At 42.2% G+C, this 19,395-nt stretch carries 12 protein-coding genes and 1 pseudogene; 7 read left to right on the top strand and 6 right to left on the bottom strand.

Annotated features, from left to right (window positions below):
• Positions 1-5: 5 nt before the first annotated feature.
• Complete coding sequence (locus RS893_RS18265; protein WP_315786537.1) at positions 6-1,001, bottom strand: DUF1517 domain-containing protein; 996 nt, start codon at positions 999-1,001, stop codon at positions 6-8.
• Positions 1,002-1,752: 751 nt separating this feature from the next.
• Between RS893_RS18265 and RS893_RS18260 the strand changes: the two genes are divergently transcribed.
• Entirely contained in the window at positions 1,753-2,985 is a 1,233-nt protein-coding gene (locus RS893_RS18260) for a glycosyltransferase family 4 protein (protein WP_315786531.1), read from the top strand.
• A gap of 93 nt (positions 2,986-3,078) precedes the next feature.
• Here RS893_RS18260 and thiS read toward each other — a convergent pair whose 3' ends face one another.
• On the bottom strand, positions 3,079-3,291 hold the full coding sequence (gene thiS, locus RS893_RS18255) for a sulfur carrier protein ThiS (protein WP_009456336.1): 213 nt from the start codon (positions 3,289-3,291) through the stop codon (positions 3,079-3,081).
• Complete coding sequence (locus RS893_RS18250; RefSeq protein ID WP_315786491.1) at positions 3,257-4,402, bottom strand: thiamine phosphate synthase; 1,146 nt, start codon at positions 4,400-4,402, stop codon at positions 3,257-3,259. Before RS893_RS18250 ends, thiS begins: the two co-directional genes overlap by 35 nt.
• A 346-nt stretch (positions 4,403-4,748) precedes the next feature.
• Here RS893_RS18250 and RS893_RS18245 point away from each other — a divergent pair, with 346 nt between their 5' ends.
• Both RS893_RS18245 and RS893_RS18240 read left to right on the top strand, forming a co-directional pair.
• Positions 4,749-6,653 carry a DUF1565 domain-containing protein gene (locus RS893_RS18245; protein ID WP_425475844.1) on the top strand — a complete coding sequence of 635 codons (1,905 nt, stop codon included), beginning with the start codon at positions 4,749-4,751 and terminating at the stop codon, positions 6,651-6,653.
• A 474-nt stretch (positions 6,654-7,127) separates the two neighbouring features.
• A complete protein-coding gene (locus tag RS893_RS18240) occupies positions 7,128-8,294 on the top strand; it encodes a YARHG domain-containing protein (RefSeq protein ID WP_315786486.1) in 1,167 nt (388 codons plus the stop codon).
• A gap of 207 nt (positions 8,295-8,501) precedes the next feature.
• On the opposite strand, the gene RS893_RS18235 is transcribed toward RS893_RS18240, so the two are convergent.
• Both RS893_RS18235 and RS893_RS18230 read right to left on the bottom strand, forming a co-directional pair.
• Positions 8,502-9,122: a hypothetical protein gene (locus RS893_RS18235; protein ID WP_315786483.1), complete on the bottom strand. Its 621-nt coding sequence runs from the start codon at positions 9,120-9,122 to the stop codon at positions 8,502-8,504.
• Positions 9,123-9,396: 274 nt separating this feature from the next.
• A complete protein-coding gene (locus tag RS893_RS18230; RefSeq protein ID WP_315786480.1) occupies positions 9,397-11,496 on the bottom strand; it encodes an S-layer homology domain-containing protein in 2,100 nt (699 codons plus the stop codon).
• A 373-nt stretch (positions 11,497-11,869) separates the two neighbouring features.
• On the opposite strand from RS893_RS18230, the gene RS893_RS18225 reads away from it, so the two are divergent.
• The 3 genes from RS893_RS18225 to RS893_RS18215 all read left to right on the top strand — a co-directional run bounded on the left by RS893_RS18225 (position 11,870) and on the right by RS893_RS18215 (position 14,468).
• A complete protein-coding gene (locus RS893_RS18225) occupies positions 11,870-12,136 on the top strand; it encodes a helix-turn-helix transcriptional regulator (RefSeq protein ID WP_315786477.1) in 267 nt (88 codons plus the stop codon).
• A 507-nt stretch (positions 12,137-12,643) separates the two neighbouring features.
• Positions 12,644-13,297, top strand: coding sequence for a DUF6391 domain-containing protein (locus RS893_RS18220; protein WP_315786476.1), 654 nt, complete (start codon positions 12,644-12,646; stop codon positions 13,295-13,297).
• Between the two features lie 172 nt (positions 13,298-13,469).
• A complete protein-coding gene (locus tag RS893_RS18215) occupies positions 13,470-14,468 on the top strand; it encodes a glycosyltransferase (protein WP_315786472.1) in 999 nt (332 codons plus the stop codon).
• A gap of 245 nt (positions 14,469-14,713) precedes the next feature.
• Here the strand turns inward: RS893_RS18215 and ptsP are convergent, their stop codons facing one another.
• Positions 14,714-17,269, bottom strand: a complete 2,556-nt coding sequence (gene ptsP, locus RS893_RS18210) for a phosphoenolpyruvate--protein phosphotransferase (RefSeq protein ID WP_315786468.1) — start codon at positions 17,267-17,269, stop codon at positions 14,714-14,716.
• Between the two features lie 520 nt (positions 17,270-17,789).
• Here ptsP and RS893_RS18205 point away from each other — a divergent pair.
• A pseudogene (locus RS893_RS18205) lies at positions 17,790-19,189 on the top strand (AAA-like domain-containing protein); the annotation flags it as partial.
• Between the last annotated feature and the right edge of the window lie 206 nt (positions 19,190-19,395).

Here is a 19,395-nt window from a genome sequence, read left to right as displayed (position 1 = left end):
ACCAATTAAACAAGTTTCAGTTCTGGATATTGTGCCAACACATCTTCACTAGTGAGGACATCGCCTTCTGCTTGCGGAGTCCACAGTACTTCAAAGGCTAACAATTGTTCACCAGGGATGCTGCCGATTTGACGTAAGGCTTGACGCAAATCATCAGCATTGTTAATTTGTGGTATTTCAAATTTACCCAGAGTAGCTGCCAAGAGAGTCACAATAATGTATTCTCCTGGACCTTCGGTGATTAAGCGAGTGGGGTTATCAAGTTGATCCGCAGACGCTAAAGCCTGTTTGCGAGTTGCTTCTTTGAGCTGGTTGTTGACGTTAGACAAAGTTTCTTCGCTGAACTTGCTACGTTCTGCCAATGCTAGACGATTAAATGTTGATTCTGCTGCATTTAAGTGCGCTTGTTCAGTACCACCACCTGCATATACCCAGTATTCTGGATGGCGGAGTAAAGCCAGGCTAGCTTCTTGCAATACTTCAACTCTACCCTCAGGAGAATTAGTATCAGCAGTTTCGGCTATATAGTTAAGTTCTTGTTGCAACTCACGGGCGTTAGCTAATAAACCGACTTGTAACCGGCTAATGGAAACTGTAGGGTTACTGCTGTAGCCTACTTCGTCAACACCACCACCACTAGTAGCACGGCGGAAAGACTGGACTAAAAAGCCAGCAATTGCCAAAAAAATCAACAGGCCAAATAATCCACCACCAAAACCAAACACCGGCACTACAAAAGGAAATCCGAATCCACCACCTGGGTAAACTGGGTAAGGAGCAGGATAGTATCCACCACCGTATCCACCACCAGGAGGTGCATAAGTCCGGGGAGATGAGTAGCCACGACCGCTGCTGGGCATTCGGAAAGAACCACCACCAATTCGGCCTCCACTAGCTGCTAATGCTCCATCAGCATGACTCAATGCCAACGTGAACACCAAAAATAGGACGAACAGCGGTTTTAAAAGCGGTTTGAAGGCTTGTTGTAGTTTTTTATGCATAACACAGTCACTTGAAAAACGATATTGGTTATATTTGTCCACAAACGTGGGATTTTTTATGCTTGGTTGGTGACGCTAGCCTATACCCTACAGAGAGTGTGAAAGTGAAAGTAGCTCTCATCACAAGCTACATATTCAATTTATCGTTTCTTGTCCTGTGTCCGCAGCTATCCTCTAGGCTAATTCGGTCGCAATAACCGTACATCTTTGGAGATGGGGAGATGGGGGGAGTGTGTAGACGCGTAGCGGCTTAAGGTAAGGGTGGAGTGTGAGGAGTGTGTAGACGCGCTTTGCGCGGCTTCCCGTAGGGTGGGGTGTAAGGGGTGTGAGGGGTGTGAGGAGTAGTAACCATTAAAAACTAACTACTAACCACTAACTACTAACAAATGACAATTGACCATTGACTATTCGGCATTTTGGCAGAACATTTTGATGGTATTTAGTTATTCTACTGAATACATCTATACTGAGTACATCATTACACTTTTTCTTTGCGATTATGCAGCTAGGGATATAGCGATCGCAACTATAAACCTAAGCCCTACAAATTCTCAAAAGTATACTTAAGAGTTACATAATAAAGTAAAGATCAAATCAGGGGAGTGTGTTAAAAATGTGTAACGCACAGCTGAATTGAGTGTGTTACAGCACTTGAGATTGTCATAATTATTAAGCAGTAGGTTAGCACAGCAGTATTAACCTATAAACTAACAAAAAATAACAGTTTGAAATTTTATTTATTAAATTTCTGATGGAACATATTTCATCAAGGGTGGCGACGCTTGGAGAACAAACTGTATCTCCAAATATTCTTATCGTATGTCGCACTTTTCTACCCAGGGAAGGCGGAATTGAGGAATACATATATAATCGCTGTCTGCAAGACACAGAAAGAGTTATTGTTCTGACCGCTAGTTGTGCAGGGGATAAAGCTTTTGACAAGTCACAACTGTTTCCTGTTTATCGTTGGCAAACTCCTAAATCTTGGCATCATGGTTGGAGCCAAAATATCCTCAAACCAGTTCTAAATATGGTTTGGTCAGCGATCCTAGCAATAAAACTTTATTTTCGCTATCATTACCGTTATATTGAATGGGGTCATGGTTACGGTTTTATTTCACTGTTATTTTTAAGCTATCTTTTACCTATTCGTTTTTTTATCTACCTCCACGGGGATGATATTTTATGTGCTTTACGTAATTCGCTCATGCGATCGCTGTTTGCATTTACTTTGCAAAGAGCAGAAGGTATTGTTTGTAATAGCTGCTGGACAAGAGATTTACTGACTAGACATTTTCAAATCGATACCCCTACTCACGTTATCCATCCTGTAGTCAGAAGAAAAAAATTTGGCGTCGCAACTCCTACCGCAATTGATGATTTACGTATACGGGTACGTAACAGGCACAATATTCCAGAAAATGCAATAGTCATTCTTTCGGTCGGCAGCCTACAAAAGTATAAAGGTTTTGACTTGGTAATAGATAATTTGCCACTACTGCTAACTTTAGGACTAGATGTTCACTACATTCTTTGTGGACGAGGCCCTTGTGAGTCAAAACTACAATCTCAGGTGCAACGTCTGCGCTTGGATCGGTGGGTACATTTTGCTGGATATGTTGCTGATCGGGAATTGGCTGGTTATTATGCAGCTTGTGATATATTTGCTTTGCTGAGTTTATTTGATCGCAAAACTAGCAGCCACCTGGGTTTTGGTATGGTCTACTTAGAAGCAGCTTACTTTGGTAAGCCTGTAATCGCCTCAAATGTTGGTTGTGCCGCAGATACAGTCCGCCACAGGGAAAACGGCTTAATTGTCAATCCCCATTCTGGTTTGGAAATGTTTCAAGCTTTTCGCCAACTATGCGAAAACCAACAACTACGCGAACAACTTGGGCGTAGAGGAAAAATATTAGCTAACAAAAGAAGCTTGCACCGATGGCTTTATATCCCTGAGTCTCGCTATTCTTGTTTGCTGAGTTAGGGAACTCCAAAAAATAAATTACCCAACTCCTACACTTAATAAAACTTATTCCCCCTTGTCCTCCTTATCTCCGATCTCCCCATCTCCCTTGACCTAACCCCCACCAACAATCGTGACAACTTCCAAGCGATCGCCCTGCTGTATTTTTGTTTCCTGCCAATACTGACGGTGTAAAATTTCACCATTGTACTCTACTGCCACCAACCGAGGATTAAACCCTAATTGTTGAAGTAATTCGGGTAGAAGAGTTTGAGGCAAGCAGCTACGAGGTTCACCATTGATCTGGATAGTAATTTGATTCGACATAGAGATGATCAGGATCTGGTTGAATACGATTCAGCTGCGAGAGAAAATATTGCGTCACTAAAGTAGGTTGTTCGGCTTGCATGATCCCACGCACCACTGCTACACGCTTCGCCCCAGCATCAATCACGTCATTGATGTTATTGGGATCTATACCCCCAATGGCAAACCAAGGGATGGAACAATTTTTAGCGACGTAACTAACATATTCTAAACCAGCAGCAGGCTTACCTTCTTTTGTCGGAGTTTCATAAACAGGCCCTACACCGATATAATCTGCTCCTTCTTTGATTGCCCGTTGCATTTCATCAGCATTTGTGGTAGAGCGACCAATTATGCGGTGAGGCCCCAGCAATTGTCTAGCTACAGTAATGGGCATATCTTGCTGTCCCAGGTGTACCCCATCTGCATCAACTGCCAAAGCTATATCTACGCGGTCATTGATGATAAAAATGGCGTTGTAGGTATGGCATAACTGCCGTAATTTTTGAGCTTGTTGGAGGCGAACAGCATCATCAACATTTTTATCGCGGTACTGTACTAGGGTTAATCCTCCCTTGAGAGCAGCTTCAACTATTTCTAGTAGTTTATCAGTGGGGGAGGTAACAAGATACAAATGCGATCGCAGCAGCAATTGATGCCGTTGATAACCCATCAAATTACTCTCTAGGGTGTAAACCCGGTAACGCATCTGCTTGAAAGCTTTTCCCATATTTGGGTTATAAAGCTTGCCATATTCTTCTAGTACTCGCATAGCTTCTTCTACTCGACAGAAGTTAGCTTGCAGCAAAGATTTGATACTCGTACGTTGTTCTTCCTGGGGATGAGTTAACTCAGTACCAGGATCGCCCAATGTATCCCGTGCTGCCCGTAAATCAGCAGTATGCCAGCTTGCTAACTCTTGTCGCATTCCCTTGCATTCCCCAGTTAACTGGGCATTATTCAAGCCAAAACGACACCATTCCTCAATAATTCGCAAGCCTTCACGCGCACGGTCTAAATTCGCATCTAAAATGCGGTAAATAACCAGATTTCTTTGCTCTCTTTGGCTGTATGGCTCGACCATTACAACAATCCCATTAGTGTTTTGATCGTAACAGTCAGTCCGTTTCATAGTTGCAGTAATTTTTTCATGTCTATTGTTTATTTATTAAAGATTTGAGATTCGAGATAAAGAATTAGAAAATAGGAATTATAAAATATTTTTACTACAACCTCTACCCCCTAAGTAAGGGGGATCGGGGATTGGGAATTAAGCATGATTAATAACCACTAACCATTACCCATTCAATATCTGAGTGATATCATCGACATTCTTGCAATTTTGAGAGTATAAAAATTGCTAGTTGGTTGTAAGGAGTGCAGAAAAGGTGATTTACCCCCCCATTGATTCTAATCCTTGTCAGGATGACATTCTACCAGGAAAGAAGATTAATCAAAAGCAAAAATCACATCCGTACATGGAGGTGACAATACTTTTTATTTATCGTTCCGCGCGTTTATTGTTTAACGCTGCTGGTATAGGAGTAGCAAGTTTGATGTTTTTGAACTGCTACTTTGATACCGCTATTGCTCAGACACCCAGCCAGACAACAATTTCTCAGGTGAATGTATTATTTGTCAACCCCAGTACTGGAGATGACAAACAGGGAGATGGGGGTGAAAGTACTCCTTTTAAAACTATTACCCAGGCTTTGCGAGTTGCTACTCCCAACACTGTGATTAAGCTAGCTAAAGGGACTTACAGCGCTGCAACGGGAGAAAATTTCCCCTTAATACTCAAGTCTGGTGTTTCCCTTCAAGGGAATGGCAGTAGCAAAGGCCGTGGTATTATTATTAGCGGAGGCGGTGATTACCTAAGCCGGAGTTTTGGTAGTAAAAATGTCGCTGTTGTCGGTGCAAAAGGAGCAACACTAACAGGGGTAACAGTGACAAACTCCAATCCGGGGGGTTACGGTCTATGGATTGAATCTACTAATTTTATAGTTAGAGAAAATACATTTACTGGTAATACTCAAGATGGAGTTACCGTCATTGGCAATACTGCACCAATAATTCGCAACAATTTCTTTTATCGTAACAGTGCCAACGGTATTACGGTTACTGATGCCTCTCGTGCAGAAATACGAGAGAACATATTTCAAGAAACAGGCTTTGGTATTAATATTGCTCAAAAAGCCCAACCTGTGGTAGTAGGTAATCAAATTATCAACAATAGAAGCGGGATCATTGTGCAAGCTTCTTCTCGTCCCATTTTACGGAAAAACGTGATTGAGGGTAATAAAGAAGATGGGCTGGTAGTATTAGGGCAAGCACAACCAGATTTAGGTAACACTTCCGAAGTCGGTGGTAATCAGTTTCGTAATAATGCTCGTTATGATATCAATGCCAGTGCTGCAAAGCAGATAATAACTGCCTACGGAAACGTTATTGCTGGCGATCGCATTGCTGGTACTGTCAATACTAGCGGTACAATAGCTGCGGCTGATAACTCATCATCTGTTGCGATCGCCAAAAACAGCACCCAGCAAACACAAGTAACTCAGGAAATTACCTTTTCTGCTCCTAGTGTCTCTAATAATACTATAAGCAGTAGACCTACCTCTACGCGGAAATTACCCTCTCTTCCTGTTTCCCAAGCTTCTCAACCGTCACCGCCTCCCCCAACTGTTGTATCTTCTAGTACCAACAACGCTGCAAAACCATTAAACAGCCAACTATTGCCATTACAACCAGCAAATTCTACTTCTAAGGTTGTGGTAAGTGTTCCCCAGCCACAGCAGTCCACAGGACAAGTCACTTCTGGAGTAGTTACAAATTCTATTAAACCAAAACCACTTCCCTTAAGAAACGCTGCTGGATTTCCGATTCCTAGTAGCTTGACACCTAAACAAACAGTTACAGGTTGGCAACAACAAGCAAGTACACCACAAGTAAATTATGTACAGATGGCAACAAATACAATCGAATTTGTTGCACCCCAACCCCAATCTCCTATCAATTCAGTCACACCCACACCAGTAACAACGGAAACCAATGCAATCCAAGCATTACCAATGCTGCAACCACCACCAATGAGTAGTAATCTTCCTACTGGTAATCCACTACCAGTATCTGAAAATCCTACAACTACAGCTTATGCTGGCGGCGCACTCGGTAGGCGTTACCGGGTGATAGCAGAAGTACAAACTCAAAAAGATCAGGAGTTAGTCAGATTTCTAGCGCCTGGTGCTTTTCCTACTTTCTGGCAAGGTAGAGCAGTTATGCAAGCAGGAGTGTTTAGTAGCCGCTATAACGCTGAGCAGATGTTAACTATTCTTAATAATAATGGTTTGAGAACTATGATCGAGCCAATTGGATACTAATCAATTGTCAATGGTCAATGGTCAATGACCAATGACCATTGCTTCAGTATTGAGTTGTTTAATATTAATTTAATAATTGCTTGTTTTTCCCTTCTTTCGCCTCTTTTCCCATCTTTTCATTGACTCTATTTTTAGTTGAGTGTAGAAAATAGTGTCAAATTTGATGGTCAACTAGTTGCATATTTCCACTGTAGCTTGAGATGATAGATAAAATTCATCGTAAAAAAGCTAACTGTAACATGTTTTTCCTAGTACTTTAGTGAGACACACTAGTGTGTTAATCCTTTTACAACACCTCTTGCAACAAAGATAACCACCTAGACTCTCAACAGCAACATGGATACTTGCAATAGGACGACTTTTAATGAGACCAACCTTTACGAGCCAGATGATGATACACAACAGGAGGAATTGTGCAGCATCCCGAATCTACTCACCCTAACTTTTACAGAGAATGATCCCGGGAAGATTGATATGAATTCTCCAGAAACTCAAATAGCTGTGAACAAATCTAAATCACAGATACAACAAGAAATTTCCCAGCAAACAACCTTAATTCAAAGGGTTGTTGTACCCAGAGCCGATTTTATCCAACAAAATCCTCACAATTCCCCTGATCTACCAGTATTTCCCATCCAACACTACCCTCTTGGCGAATCTATTGAACTAACAACAGAGTCTACCCAAGAATACCCAACCTACAAAGGAGTGAAGCAGGAGAAATTGCTGGATACAATTTCTTATATCTTTCTGGATGATGAAAACCTGGAGGAGATCGAACACTACACTCGAGAATCCCAGACAAATTCATTAAACCCCAGACTACAAACAAAAGTGTCTAGTCACTCATCAACAGTAGGCTTACGTTCTAAGGTTGGAATAGCTTCAATGATGTTTGCTGGAGGCTTTGCTGTTGGAGGGATTTCTTCTTGGGTTGTTTTATCAGATCAATTTGCCTCAGCTAATACTAAGTTGCAGAAAACAGTACAGAAGTATGCCAATCTTAAACCTGCATACAGTACTAACGCCTTAGAGAAAATTAACATTAGTACACCAGAAATAGATCTTCCCGAGACAAGCTTTAGTGCTGTTGAACCATCTGAGGATATCGAATCGCAGGTTACTTCGCAACCAGCAAAGAACCAGGCTAGCTTGAATCAAGTTAAACCGGTACTATCCAAATCGACCAAATCAGATGCGAAAACTACTTTGCAAGCAGCAAAGAACCAGACTAGCTTGAATCAAGTTGAACCGCCACTACCCACATCTATCGACTTGGAGATTACTTCCCAACCAGCGAATAGCCAACCTACTTTGCATCAAACTGAATCCCCACTTCTCAAATCTCAGGTTTTAGCTGCAACATCAAAGCCACTGTTTCAACAACGATTGCTTACCTCGGCAGATCTCAAGGGATTTAGTGCGCAGGAATTAACGCTTATGCGTAATGAAATCTATGCCCGTCATGGTCGTAGATTTAAAGAGCAAAAGCTACAGCGTTACTTTGAAAGTCAAAGTTGGTATCAGCCTCGTTATGCACCAGGAGAGTTTCCTGACTCTGTTCTTTCCCAAATAGAGTTGAAGAATGCCATTATGATACGTGAGTACCAGCGTATTCACGGCATGATGCTAAACCCATAACTACCTTAGTTTGAAGGGCGACTTCAACCAGGGTGTTTTTCTGTCGCCCCTGTGATCCAATTTTGGATTTTAGATTTTAGATTTTGGATTGGTTCCATAGATATCGAATTATTAATACAAGCGAATTATTAAAAGCTAAATTTATTAAATAAATGTTGCATAGGCTGGTAATGGGTAAGAGAGAATAGGCAAGAGTACCTCTGATCTTCACAGTAGCTTGTCATTAGACATCGCTTTCAGTTTTGAGGTAAATGATTGAGAGCGATCGCTTGTTTGGGGGGTAAATTGTTCGATGGGAGAATGATTGACAGCAGCCGAGAGAAGCTGTCGTTGTGGTTTGGGAGTATTATTAGTAGGGAGATGGGGAAAAATTTCTTGGTGTTTCTCGATCTTAGTGTCTTTGTGTCTTTGTGTTTCCACTTCCTCTTTTTTCTCTTCATCGGCACGAGGAGTGTGGTAAGCAGAAAATTGAGGCCACGTTGACACTGAAGTTAAACTTTCAGGGAACTTGCTACAAATTAAGCGCTCAAATTCCATATTGAAATGAAAAACAGCCTGTCCCCGTCGCTGCCACAGTGTTAATATTTGCTGTACTGATATCGCTTTGTAACGCCCCTGATACAGTGCTTCAATCACTGCTATATGTAACCAACTATCAGAGTATTGCTGTTGCCAATAATTAACCAACTCACTGGCTTGATAACCACTGAGATCAAAACTGTAGTGAATCAATAAGGCTATTGCCAAGTTGGCAGATGTTCCCAAACTTGGTGTAAATGTTGGGATTTCGGTTTGAGGCAATAGGGCTAAATTTTGCTCCCGTTGCATATAGCTAGCTTTTTGCTACTGTTTATTAGATAGTTGAAATAAATTTATTTGTTTTGAAGGCTGTTAATGGATAGTGGTTGGAAATCAGTGAATAGTAAACAGTTATCACCTGAGAAATTACCTGATAACTGATAACTGATAACTGGTTAGTGGATAGTGGTTAGTGGTGAACAACTAACAACTAACAACTAACAACTAACTACTAACTACTAACTACTAACAATCCCCATAGCTATTTTTCTTTATATTCAGTAATAAAAGAATGTCTTTTATTCTACTCGTTACCGACTGCAAAAGGGGAAACAATATAGGGTGAATTAATTTTTGGAGATCGCCCAATTGCTACTAATGCTTGATATACCATTGCTGCTACTTCTGCCCGTGTTGCTTCTCGCGTTGGTGCAATTTGTTTAGTATCTGGGTAATCGACGATGATTTTTTGCACAGTTGCTGTGGCAACGGCAGTACGGGCATAGTCGGGAATAGTGTTGTGATCGCTAAAGCTAGATAATACATCAGCATTGGCTGCTGGTAGGCTAAGCCCATTCACCAAGGAAACAATTACCTGGAGTCGTTGCACATTGTGCTGGGGGCGGAAGGTGCGATCATTAAAACCAGCTACAAAACCGCCTTGTGCTGCTTGTTGGATGGGCTTGTATGCCCAAAAATCCTTGGGTACATCAATAAACTCTTGTGCTGGACGTTTAGCAGTGGGATTAAATGCAGCTGCTACTAATGCAGCATACTGGGCGCGAGTCATTGCTTGATCTGGTTTATAGCTACCATCAGCAAAACCACGAGTTAAATTCATGCTAACTAATGCCCGAATAAATCCTTCTGCCCAGTGTCCCCTGAGATCGGTGAATGAGGCAATATCCGCATCAGGATTAACAATGTAAGGAGAAATTATTGGTTTTTGCTTACCGCTAGTCACTAATGCTTGATAAATTAATGCTGCTACCTCGGCGCGCGTGATATCCCGCAAAGGTTCGAGTATTTCGGTTTGCGGATAATTCACCACTAGTAGTTTTTGAGTAGCAATTGCCATAGCATCAATGGCATAACTGGGTATTTGAGCGCGATCGCGATACACGGTTAACACATTTGGATTACCACCACTTAGTTGTAACCCATTTACTATCGATACTATTGCTTGAATTTTTGTTAAATTTTGTCCTGGTCGAAATGTACCATCTGGGAATCCGCTTATAAACCCCATACTAGCAGCCCTTTCGATAGCTGCGGCTGCCCAAAAATCAGATTTTACATCCGTAAATTTACCGTATTTATTTTTTAGAGGTAGCTCAAAAGTTTTAGCAATCATTGCTGCATACTGAGCGCGGGTGATTGGGGCTTCTGGTTTAAACGTACCATCACCAAAGCCGCTAATTAAGCCTTTAGTGAGTAAAGCTTCCACAAAAGCAACTGCCCAATGCCCAGTCATATCAGCAAAACTCGTGTTTACAGATATTGGTTTGGCAGTGTCTTCAACCGTTGCACTCAACTCCACCAACCCCTTGATCCCCACGGGATTTAATAGATTTCCAGCCGAAACTAATTTTACTGATGTGGCATTTTGTACATCAAAACCAGAATTGCTACGAAAAGTATTACCAGCAGGATCTTGAGTGCTGCCCAAATCGGGGATGGCGTTACCGTTTACTAACAAACCGCCTTGGGAATTTTTTTCGATGACATTCTGGCGCAGCACTGGACGTGCATCTCGAGACAGAGCGATCGCAGTCCGATTTTCTGATAATTTATTATTTGCAATCAAAGGAGCAGCAAAGTCACTGATGGCAATGCCAATGGCATTTTTTTGGACTACATTCCGCAGCACTTCTCCTTTACTATTACGTGCCATTACTAGTCCAGAAGCACCATTTCCGGTAAATACGTTATCGAGAATTGCTGGTTTAGCTGTGCCACTGACAAATAAACCTTCTCGACCACAGTTGAGCAAAGTATTATTGGCTAAAGTTGGTGCGCCGTATTCAATCCAAATACCTGTGCCTTTGGTGATCGAGTTAGTCACAGTCACACCCATGAGACTGGCATTATCCAGTAGTAGCAGTGTGATGTTTTGCAGCCCAAAACTTTCGCTTTGATATTCTCCGCTTCCAGAAATAGTAATGCCTTGTCCTTTTGTTGCTTCGTTACCCACTACCATTACCCCAGCTGGGATGATGAGGGGAAAAATCTCACCATTGGCAGTGTTGTAATTACCCGGTGCGAGTTGAATAATCATTCCTGTTTTGGATGCTTTTAAGGCACGGGTAAGGGTTTTATACGGAACTAAGCGTGACCCAGCATTGGCATCATTCCCCGTTATGGGGTTAACATAAAGTGTAGCAACCAGGGTAGAGCTGACCATTGATTGTGATGATTAGGCGAATGTTTAAATTATGACTATCAAAAGTAACTCTACAGCTGCTTGATGACAAGAAGTTGAGTATCTGCGATCGCTTGAAAGTTTTAGCTAATAGTTTGATGTGATCTGTAAGTGTGCAAAAGGTTTTTTAGGTATCAATCACCAGGTAAGGCGAGACGACGACCACCCAGGAAAGGCGTAAAGGGTGAAGTTAACAATGAATTTTACATTCCTAATTGCCAGTTTTAATTCCCCATTTCCTACACCTTTGTGAAAAGAGTATTAATACTAACACTTGAAACCCCCACCAGCTAAAGAATCTTCTAGAATGAGAAAGAGTGATTGAGTACATATACCAAGGAGGATAAAATAAAGCATGGCTGGTGGCGAGTCTCAGACCCCTGTAAGTCTGTCAGACAGAGAACTGCAAATTATCGACTTAGTGGCCGCTGGCTTAACTAATCAGGAAATTGCAGCAAAGCTTGAAATTAGCAAGCGTACAGTTGATAACCATATCAGCAACATTCTCACCAAAACTGGTACAGACAATCGAGTAGCCCTTGTCCGCTGGGCTTTGCACTGGGGCAAAGTCTGCTTGGATGATGTAAACTGCTGTCCTTTGCCCAATCCCAATCATGAATAAACTTACTAGTATGCTGTCAAGCCCATTTTGATAGGTTTTTGCTCATTTTTCTCCTCACGCCTGATGTTAAGTGTCAACCTTTCAAAATTCAGCGCCACATACTACTGGAAGATTGGTTAAGGTTAGGGACAGTTTTTACCCAAGGATGAGAATCATATATGCCAGGTTAAGCATCCCGACTGTACGAGTGAAGGTCTTGGGCATGGGGCATTGGGCTTTGGGAATTATGAATTACTATATACCTTTAGCCTCTAGCCCCTAGCCAATCAATTTTGGATTTTAGATTTGTGATTTGAGATTAACTGCAAACCTCAATCCAAAATCCGTCTTGAAAAGCTTTGCAGTTCCCTCCGGAACGCTACGCGTAGACGCCCGCAGGGTGTCTACAAACTTTTCGCAGAATCTAAAATTTGCACAGTCAACAAAAATTAGCAACAATCTATAGGCTGAAAGGGTACATTTGAAAGAAATATGTATTGCTCCATCAGTTTAGCGAGCAGTGTTCTTATGAATAATTTTGCTTATGCCAAAATAGATGGGTTTCCCTTGGACTTATTTAATTTTGATTTAACAGCACCTCAACCTACGTTAGATGCTGATTTACTTCAACAGTTATCTTTTATCCCAGGGTTGAAAGAAATTCTCATGCTCCGGCAAGTTCATGCTTTAGAACATGCTACAGTGTGGATGCTGAGCGAGTCAAAAACTAACCATCCTATTACATTCACCTCCAGTAATGTTCAGGTAGATAACAAATTCTTGGGTGGATTGTCTACAGAGCAAGGATTCTACCTTTACGGTGAGGTAAATATTAGCGACTTGCGGCGTGCAGCCACACTTGCCTTACATCGATTGATCAATGGGGAATGGCATTTAGCTATACATCCTCGCTGCGGTACAAATGCATCAGTAGCAATGCTGCTGACAGCAGGATTTGCCGTCGGTATGCATATATTGCTACCACCAGGCATAATAGAACAACTCGTAGGTTTAGGGTTGGCAGCAACGACAGCAGCAGAATTAGCCCCTGATGTAGGTGCTTTAGCACAACGATACATCACAACTGCCATTCCCTTTAATTTGAATATTGAAAACATAACCCGTACAAGAGATGTATGTGGACAGGAGGCATATTTTGTCAAAGTATGTTGGCGGGAGTAGGAGATGGGGTGATGGGGGAAGTGTGTAAACGCGCGCAAGCGGCTTCCTGTAGGATGGAGTGTGAGGAGTGTGGGGAGTAAACAACTAACCACTAACCACTAATTACTAATGTACAGACGCGATGTTCCTCGCATCTCTACCTACCAACCACTAACCACTAACAATTTATTTAATGAGAAAGCTTTACTTTTTACTTCCTGGAACAGATAGAAAGTTTGCTTGTGGTGGTCTTTGGGCAGAATTAAAAACATTTAATCTCGCCAAGCAACTTTGCCATGCTGATATTGTCACTTATCGTCAAAGAGAAGAAGGAAAACTCTTTATCGATGATTTACTCCAGGATAAAAATTTAGATGATGTTATTTTTGTGATCAGTTGGGGTTTTGATGTAGCTCGGCTTGCTGCTAAGCTCAAGCAACATAATGTTGTTTACCATGCCCATAGTGCAGGTTATGGTTTTAAATTACCTGCTAGTGTTCCTATTATTACTGTTAGCCGGAATACAATGGGATATTGGGGACAATACTCACCTCATTCACTGATATATTATTTACCCAATCAAATTGGTAACGAATTTCAAAATTCCCACTTGGAAAGAGATATTGATGTGTTAGTGCAGGCTCGGAAATCTTCGCAATATTTGATGCAAGAATTGATTCCATCCTTACGACAAAAATGCCAAGTTTTTGTTGTTGATTCCTATGTCCAGGATTTACCAGGACTTTTTAATCGAGCTAAAATTTATCTCTATGATTCTGCTGAATATTGGGCGCAGCAAGGTGTTAGTGAAGGATTTGGCTTACAACCAATGGAAGCTCTGACTTGTGGGTGTCAGGTTTTCTCTAGTATTAACGGTGGGCTATCTGATTACTTAGACCCCGGCTTTAATTGCTATAAAATAGCTGGATATTCAAAAGAATATGATATGCAACGCATTCTCAAATTACTGACAAATTGGACACCTTCAAGATTAACCGAAAATTTTTTAGCAGAATATCGTACTGAAAATATTACTAAACGTTTACAAGTAATTTTAGATGAATTAAATGAATTTTTTGACCATAAAAAAATTTATCCTGATAATATTAACAATCTAACAAAAATTCGTTTGACAAAAATGCGTCTACAGACAAAATTGAGTAAAGTTAAAAAGAAGTATTTTAAAATTTAATCATCAATTATATCAAGTTCGCATGATTACTTACAATTCCCTTTTACCTCACCCCGCCTTCGGCACCCCTCTCCTTAGCAAGGAGAGGGAATGGGGGTGAGATTTTTTATTCTAAGTGATTAACCGAACTTGATATTATTGATGTAATTTAATAGAGTGATAAAAGTTATGATTTGAAAATCGAACACAGATAAACACAGATAAACACCAATGAATACAGCATAGAATGACAAATGACAAATGATTCAGATGAGATGTAAGTCATAGTTCACAATTTCTCTGACTTTAGCTGCGGAGTCTTGTTGCAATGCTGCTGTAACGATCGCTTGCGCTTGTGGCATTGTTAATTGGGCGATCGCACCTTTAAATGCAGGAATCGCTTGGGGATTAAGACTCACTTCATCTAGTCCCAAGCCTAATAAAATTGGTGCTGCTAAGGGATCTGCTGCGATTTCACCACACAATCCCACCCAGATACCAGCAGCATGTCCAGCCTCGACGGTTTGCTGAATCATGCGTAACACTGCTGGATGCAAGGCATCAGCTAAATTTGCCACCTTGGGATTAGTGCGATCTGCTGCCATGATGTATTGACTGAGATCATTAGTACCAATACTGAAAAAGTCTACTTCTCTAGCTAACTGCTCGGCAATGGTGACTGCTGATGGTACTTCTATCATGATCCCTATTTGCATCGCCTCATCGAAAGGGACACCAGCCTGACGTAGTTCCCCTTGCACTTCAGCCAATATAGCCTTTGCTGCTTGGATTTCGTCGACAGTTGCAATCATGGGAAACATGATTTTGATTTGCTGGCGAAAGCTAGCCCGTAAAATTGCCCTTAATTGGGTTTTCAACACTTCGGGACGATCTAAACAAAAACGAATCCCACGCCAACCCAAAAAAGGATTGGCTTCTAAACCCACGCCCAAATAAGGAATTGATTTATCTCCACCGACATCCAGAGTACGAATAATCAAAGGACGGTGATCCAAAATTTGCGCGATCGCCTGATAAACTTCTAGTTGCTGTTCTTCAGTGGGAGCAGTAGGACGATTGAGATAAAGAAATTCTGTACGAAGTAGTCCGACACCTTCTGCACCTAAATTCACAGCTTGTTGCGTATCATTGATACTACTGACATTAGCGAATACATTGATTTGGTGGCGATCGCGAGTCATACCAGGTTGATGGGCAATAGTTATTGCTTGTTGCTGGGTTGCGTGTTGTGCATCTCGCTTTGTCCTAAGTGCTACCAAGACTTCTGCTTCTGGTTCCACCCAAACTCTACCCGTCTCGCCATCAATCGCTAGCTGTGTGCCATCGGTAAGCTGTAATATTTCTGGTGGTAAACCAACAATTGCCGGAATACCCAAAGAACGAGCCAGAATAGCAGTGTGCGATGTAGCACTACCAGCCGTAATACAAATGCCCAAAACACTTGTTGGATCTAAGCTAGCTGTATCTGAGGGAGTCAGATCAGCCGCAACTAAAATCCCAGGTTGGGATACGTCCACAATCGTCATCGGAGTACCCGACAATACGCGCAATACTCGCTGTCCCACATCAACAACATCAGCGATGCGTTCTTGTAAATAAGGATCATCAAGACGGTGATAATTGCTTGCTACCTCATTAATTACTCCTTGCCAAACAGCTTCAGAATTGAGATGTTGGGTGAAAATGCGTTGCTGTGCCGCCTCCAGCAAAGTTGGATCTGCCAAAAATAACAAATGGGCATCGAAAATAGCAGCTTCCGCATCACCAATTTGAATAGAAGAGTGGGACAGCAAAGTTTGAATTTCTTGTTGAGCAGTGTACAATGCCGATTGTAAACGTTGCCACTCTTGGTGAGTATTATCTACGTGATAATGCGGTAATTGTTCTATAGAAGTAGTTTGACCCCAACTGATGGGTGTTTGGCGATAGCGAAAACAAGGTGCGATCGCGACTCCAGGGGAAGCGGGGATGCCTTGGAGGGAGGTGCTTGGAGTGTGGGGGGAGTGGGGAGTAATGTAGAGACGCGATTCATCGCGTCTGGGAGTGGGGGGAGGAGTGTTGTCTTCGCCGAAGTTGGTGGTGATGAGTGTTTGTAATGCGGCTAGTGCTACGTCTGCGTCCGGGCCAGTAGCAGTAATGACAATTTCGTCTCCTTGACGTACTCCTAACATTGCTACTTGGTTGATACTGTCAGCACGGACAAAATCACTACCTTTAGTAACATTTCTGACTTGAATTTGAGATTGAAATCGAGCGGCACAGCTGACAAATTGAGCTGCGGGGCGGGCGTGCAATCCAAACCTGTTACTAACAGCCAAACTGATTTGGCTTGTGTGTCCCTTGTCATTAATTATTGGTTCTTCGCTCATGACTAATGACAAATGACTGTCATCCAAACCTAACTGAGTTGCTTTTGCGACTAATGCTCCCTGTGCTTCCGTAATTACCCGTTGAATGTCGTTGGTAGATGCAGCTGCAACTACTGCGGTGATCGCACCTTCAACTAGAGGTGCTGCACACAGATGTATGTGCTGTTGATGTTCGCTGGGGAGAAACTCTAGGGCCATTTCTGCACTCATCAAAGCGCTACCGAGATCCATCAGCACCAACACCCCATCATCACTATATACAGATGCGATCGCCTCATAAACCTGCATCGCATCCGTACCCAAAGGATTTACCGGATCATCAATGCCTGCGGCGACGGCGATGGGAACATGGCCTTGAACCATCTGTAGCGCAAGTTCTCGCACACCTTCTGCTAGCCGTCTGCTGTGAGAAACAATAACAATTCCAATCACGGGAACACCGTTTATTAATTGTGGATTGCTTTCTTTGAACTCATTATGGGGGGTAACTCAAATTTTTGGGGAAATTTTCAGCAAAGTGTAATCTATTGTGTTTTTAGTCATTGGTCATTTGTGAGTACAAATAAATAATGACGCTCTTGACGAAAAAGTATAATTCTCTAGGAAATAAGGTTAGAGTCAACGAATTGACTCAGTTCCATTGTTCTGAATTCTTAGTGTCTTGGTGTCTTGGTAGTGAAAAAGTTAGTCTTTGAACCACTAATATCAAGTTCGCATGATTACTTACAATTCCCTTTTACCTCACCCCGCCTTCGGCACCCCTGTTCTTGCTAAGGAGAGGGGATGGGGGGGTCCCCTCTGGGGAACTCGGGGCCCCCACTCCCCTAAGGGAGTGGGGATTAGGGGTGAAGGGGCTGTTCTTGTGAGGTTTTTTATTCTAAGTGATTAACCGAACTTGATATAAGACACCAAGACACCAAGGAAAATACTTTTCATTCACACTCTTACTGCTATGACGCTGTATCAGTATCAAGTTGGAGGCAGTCTTCCTGAAGATGCGCCAACCTATGTTACCCGTAAAGCTGACGCTGAACTCTACGAAGCTTTGCAAGCGGGGAGTTTTGTTATGTACTCAACTCCCGACAAATGGGTAAATCCAGCTTGCGGGTGCAGGTGATGCGGCGATTGCAACAAGAGGGAATTGCATGTGCTGCCATTGATATTACAGCGATCGGTACGGCAGATATTACGCCGGAACAATGGTACGCCGGGGTGATTGATAGTTTAATTGGAACTTTTGGACTTTACAATGATTTTGATTTGGAAAATTGGTGGTTTGAGAATAATTTGCTTTCACCAGTGCAGAAGTTAAGCAAGTTTCTCGAAACGGTTTTACTTCCGAAAATTACTGACAAAATTATTATTTTCATCGATGAAATAGACAGTATTCTCAGCATTCAATTCAATTTAGATGATTTTTTTGCAGTGATTCGCGATTGTTACAACCGTCGTGCCGACCAACCAGAATACAACCGTTTGACGTTTGCATTGATTGGAGTTTGTACGCCTTCCGATTTAATTGGGGATAAGCGACGCACACCATTTAATATTGGTAGGGCAATTGATTTAACGGGATTTCAACTTGAAGAAGCGCAGCCATTGGCAAGAGGACTCGCAACAATAGGTGACACACAAGGATTAATGCAAGCCGTGTTGGAGTGGACTGGTGGACAGCCGTTTTTGACACAGAAGGTTTGTAGGTTGGTAGCGCAGGTGGGGAGTGAGGGAAGTAATGTAGAGACGCGATTCATCGCGTCTGGGAATGCGGGGAGACGCGGGGAGGAGGGGGAAGTTTCTATTTTTGTGGGACGTTTGGTGCGTCTAGGGATTATTGAAAATTGGGAAATGCACGATGAGCCAGAGCATTTGCGGACTATTCGCGATCGCCTATTGTGGAGTAGTGAACAGCGTACTGGGCAATTATTGGCTTTGGCTCAACAGATTTTGCAACAGGGAGAGATTGCAAGTGATAATAGCCCGGAACAAACAGAGTTGCGGTTAACTGGGTTGGCTGTAAAACGTGGTGGCAAACTGTTAATTTATAACCGCATTTATCAAGAAGTATTTAATCAGGAGTGGTGTGAACAACAGTTAGCAAAACTCCGCCCTTATGCGAGTGAAATTAATGCTTGGATGGCTTCTGAGTGTGAAGATGAATCGCGTTTATTGCGGGGACAAGCTTTGCAAGAAGCTCTACAGTGGGCGACTGGCAAAAGTTTGAGTAGTGTGGATTATCAGTATTTGTCTGCGAGTCAGGAATTTGATAAACGAGAAGTCCAACGCGCTTTGGTAGCAGAACAGGAAGCAAATCAACTTTTGGCACAGGCGCGACAACAGGCGGAAAAGGCTTTAGAGACGGAAAGGGAAGCGAATCAGGTATTAGCAAATGCCCAAAAGAAGGCGAGGCGGATTTTATTTGGGACTACAACTGCGGCAGTTATTTCTTTAGCATTGGCTGGATTTGGTTGGCAACAATTTAGGACAGCGCAAACTGTAACAAAGTTGGAACAATCATCTGCGCGTTTGTTGCGATCGTCTGAGTTTATTAGTATTGATAA

The sequence above is a fragment of the Fischerella sp. JS2 genome (assembly GCF_032393985.1).
Taxonomy (GTDB): domain Bacteria; phylum Cyanobacteriota; class Cyanobacteriia; order Cyanobacteriales; family Nostocaceae; genus Fischerella.
Note: the sequence above shows the minus strand (reverse complement) of the source record. Positions and strands in the feature narration are given on the sequence as shown.

Coding starts and splice junctions, on each gene's coding strand:
- RS893_RS18260 (WP_315786531.1), top strand. CDS start 1,753: ATGGAACATATTTCATCAAGGGTGGCGACGCTTGGAGAACAAACTGTA.
- RS893_RS18215 (WP_315786472.1), top strand. CDS start 13,470: ATGAGAAAGCTTTACTTTTTACTTCCTGGAACAGATAGAAAGTTTGCT.
- RS893_RS18240 (WP_315786486.1), top strand. CDS start 7,128: ATGAATTCTCCAGAAACTCAAATAGCTGTGAACAAATCTAAATCACAG.
- RS893_RS18265 (WP_315786537.1), bottom strand. CDS start 1,001: ATGCATAAAAAACTACAACAAGCCTTCAAACCGCTTTTAAAACCGCTG.
- RS893_RS18235 (WP_315786483.1), bottom strand. CDS start 9,122: ATGCAACGGGAGCAAAATTTAGCCCTATTGCCTCAAACCGAAATCCCA.
- RS893_RS18220 (WP_315786476.1), top strand. CDS start 12,644: ATGAATAATTTTGCTTATGCCAAAATAGATGGGTTTCCCTTGGACTTA.
- RS893_RS18245 (WP_425475844.1), top strand. CDS start 4,749: ATGGAGGTGACAATACTTTTTATTTATCGTTCCGCGCGTTTATTGTTT.
- RS893_RS18250 (WP_315786491.1), bottom strand. CDS start 4,402: ATGAAACGGACTGACTGTTACGATCAAAACACTAATGGGATTGTTGTA.
- thiS (WP_009456336.1), bottom strand. CDS start 3,291: ATGTCGAATCAAATTACTATCCAGATCAATGGTGAACCTCGTAGCTGC.
- RS893_RS18225 (WP_315786477.1), top strand. CDS start 11,870: ATGGCTGGTGGCGAGTCTCAGACCCCTGTAAGTCTGTCAGACAGAGAA.
- RS893_RS18230 (WP_315786480.1), bottom strand. CDS start 11,496: ATGGTCAGCTCTACCCTGGTTGCTACACTTTATGTTAACCCCATAACG.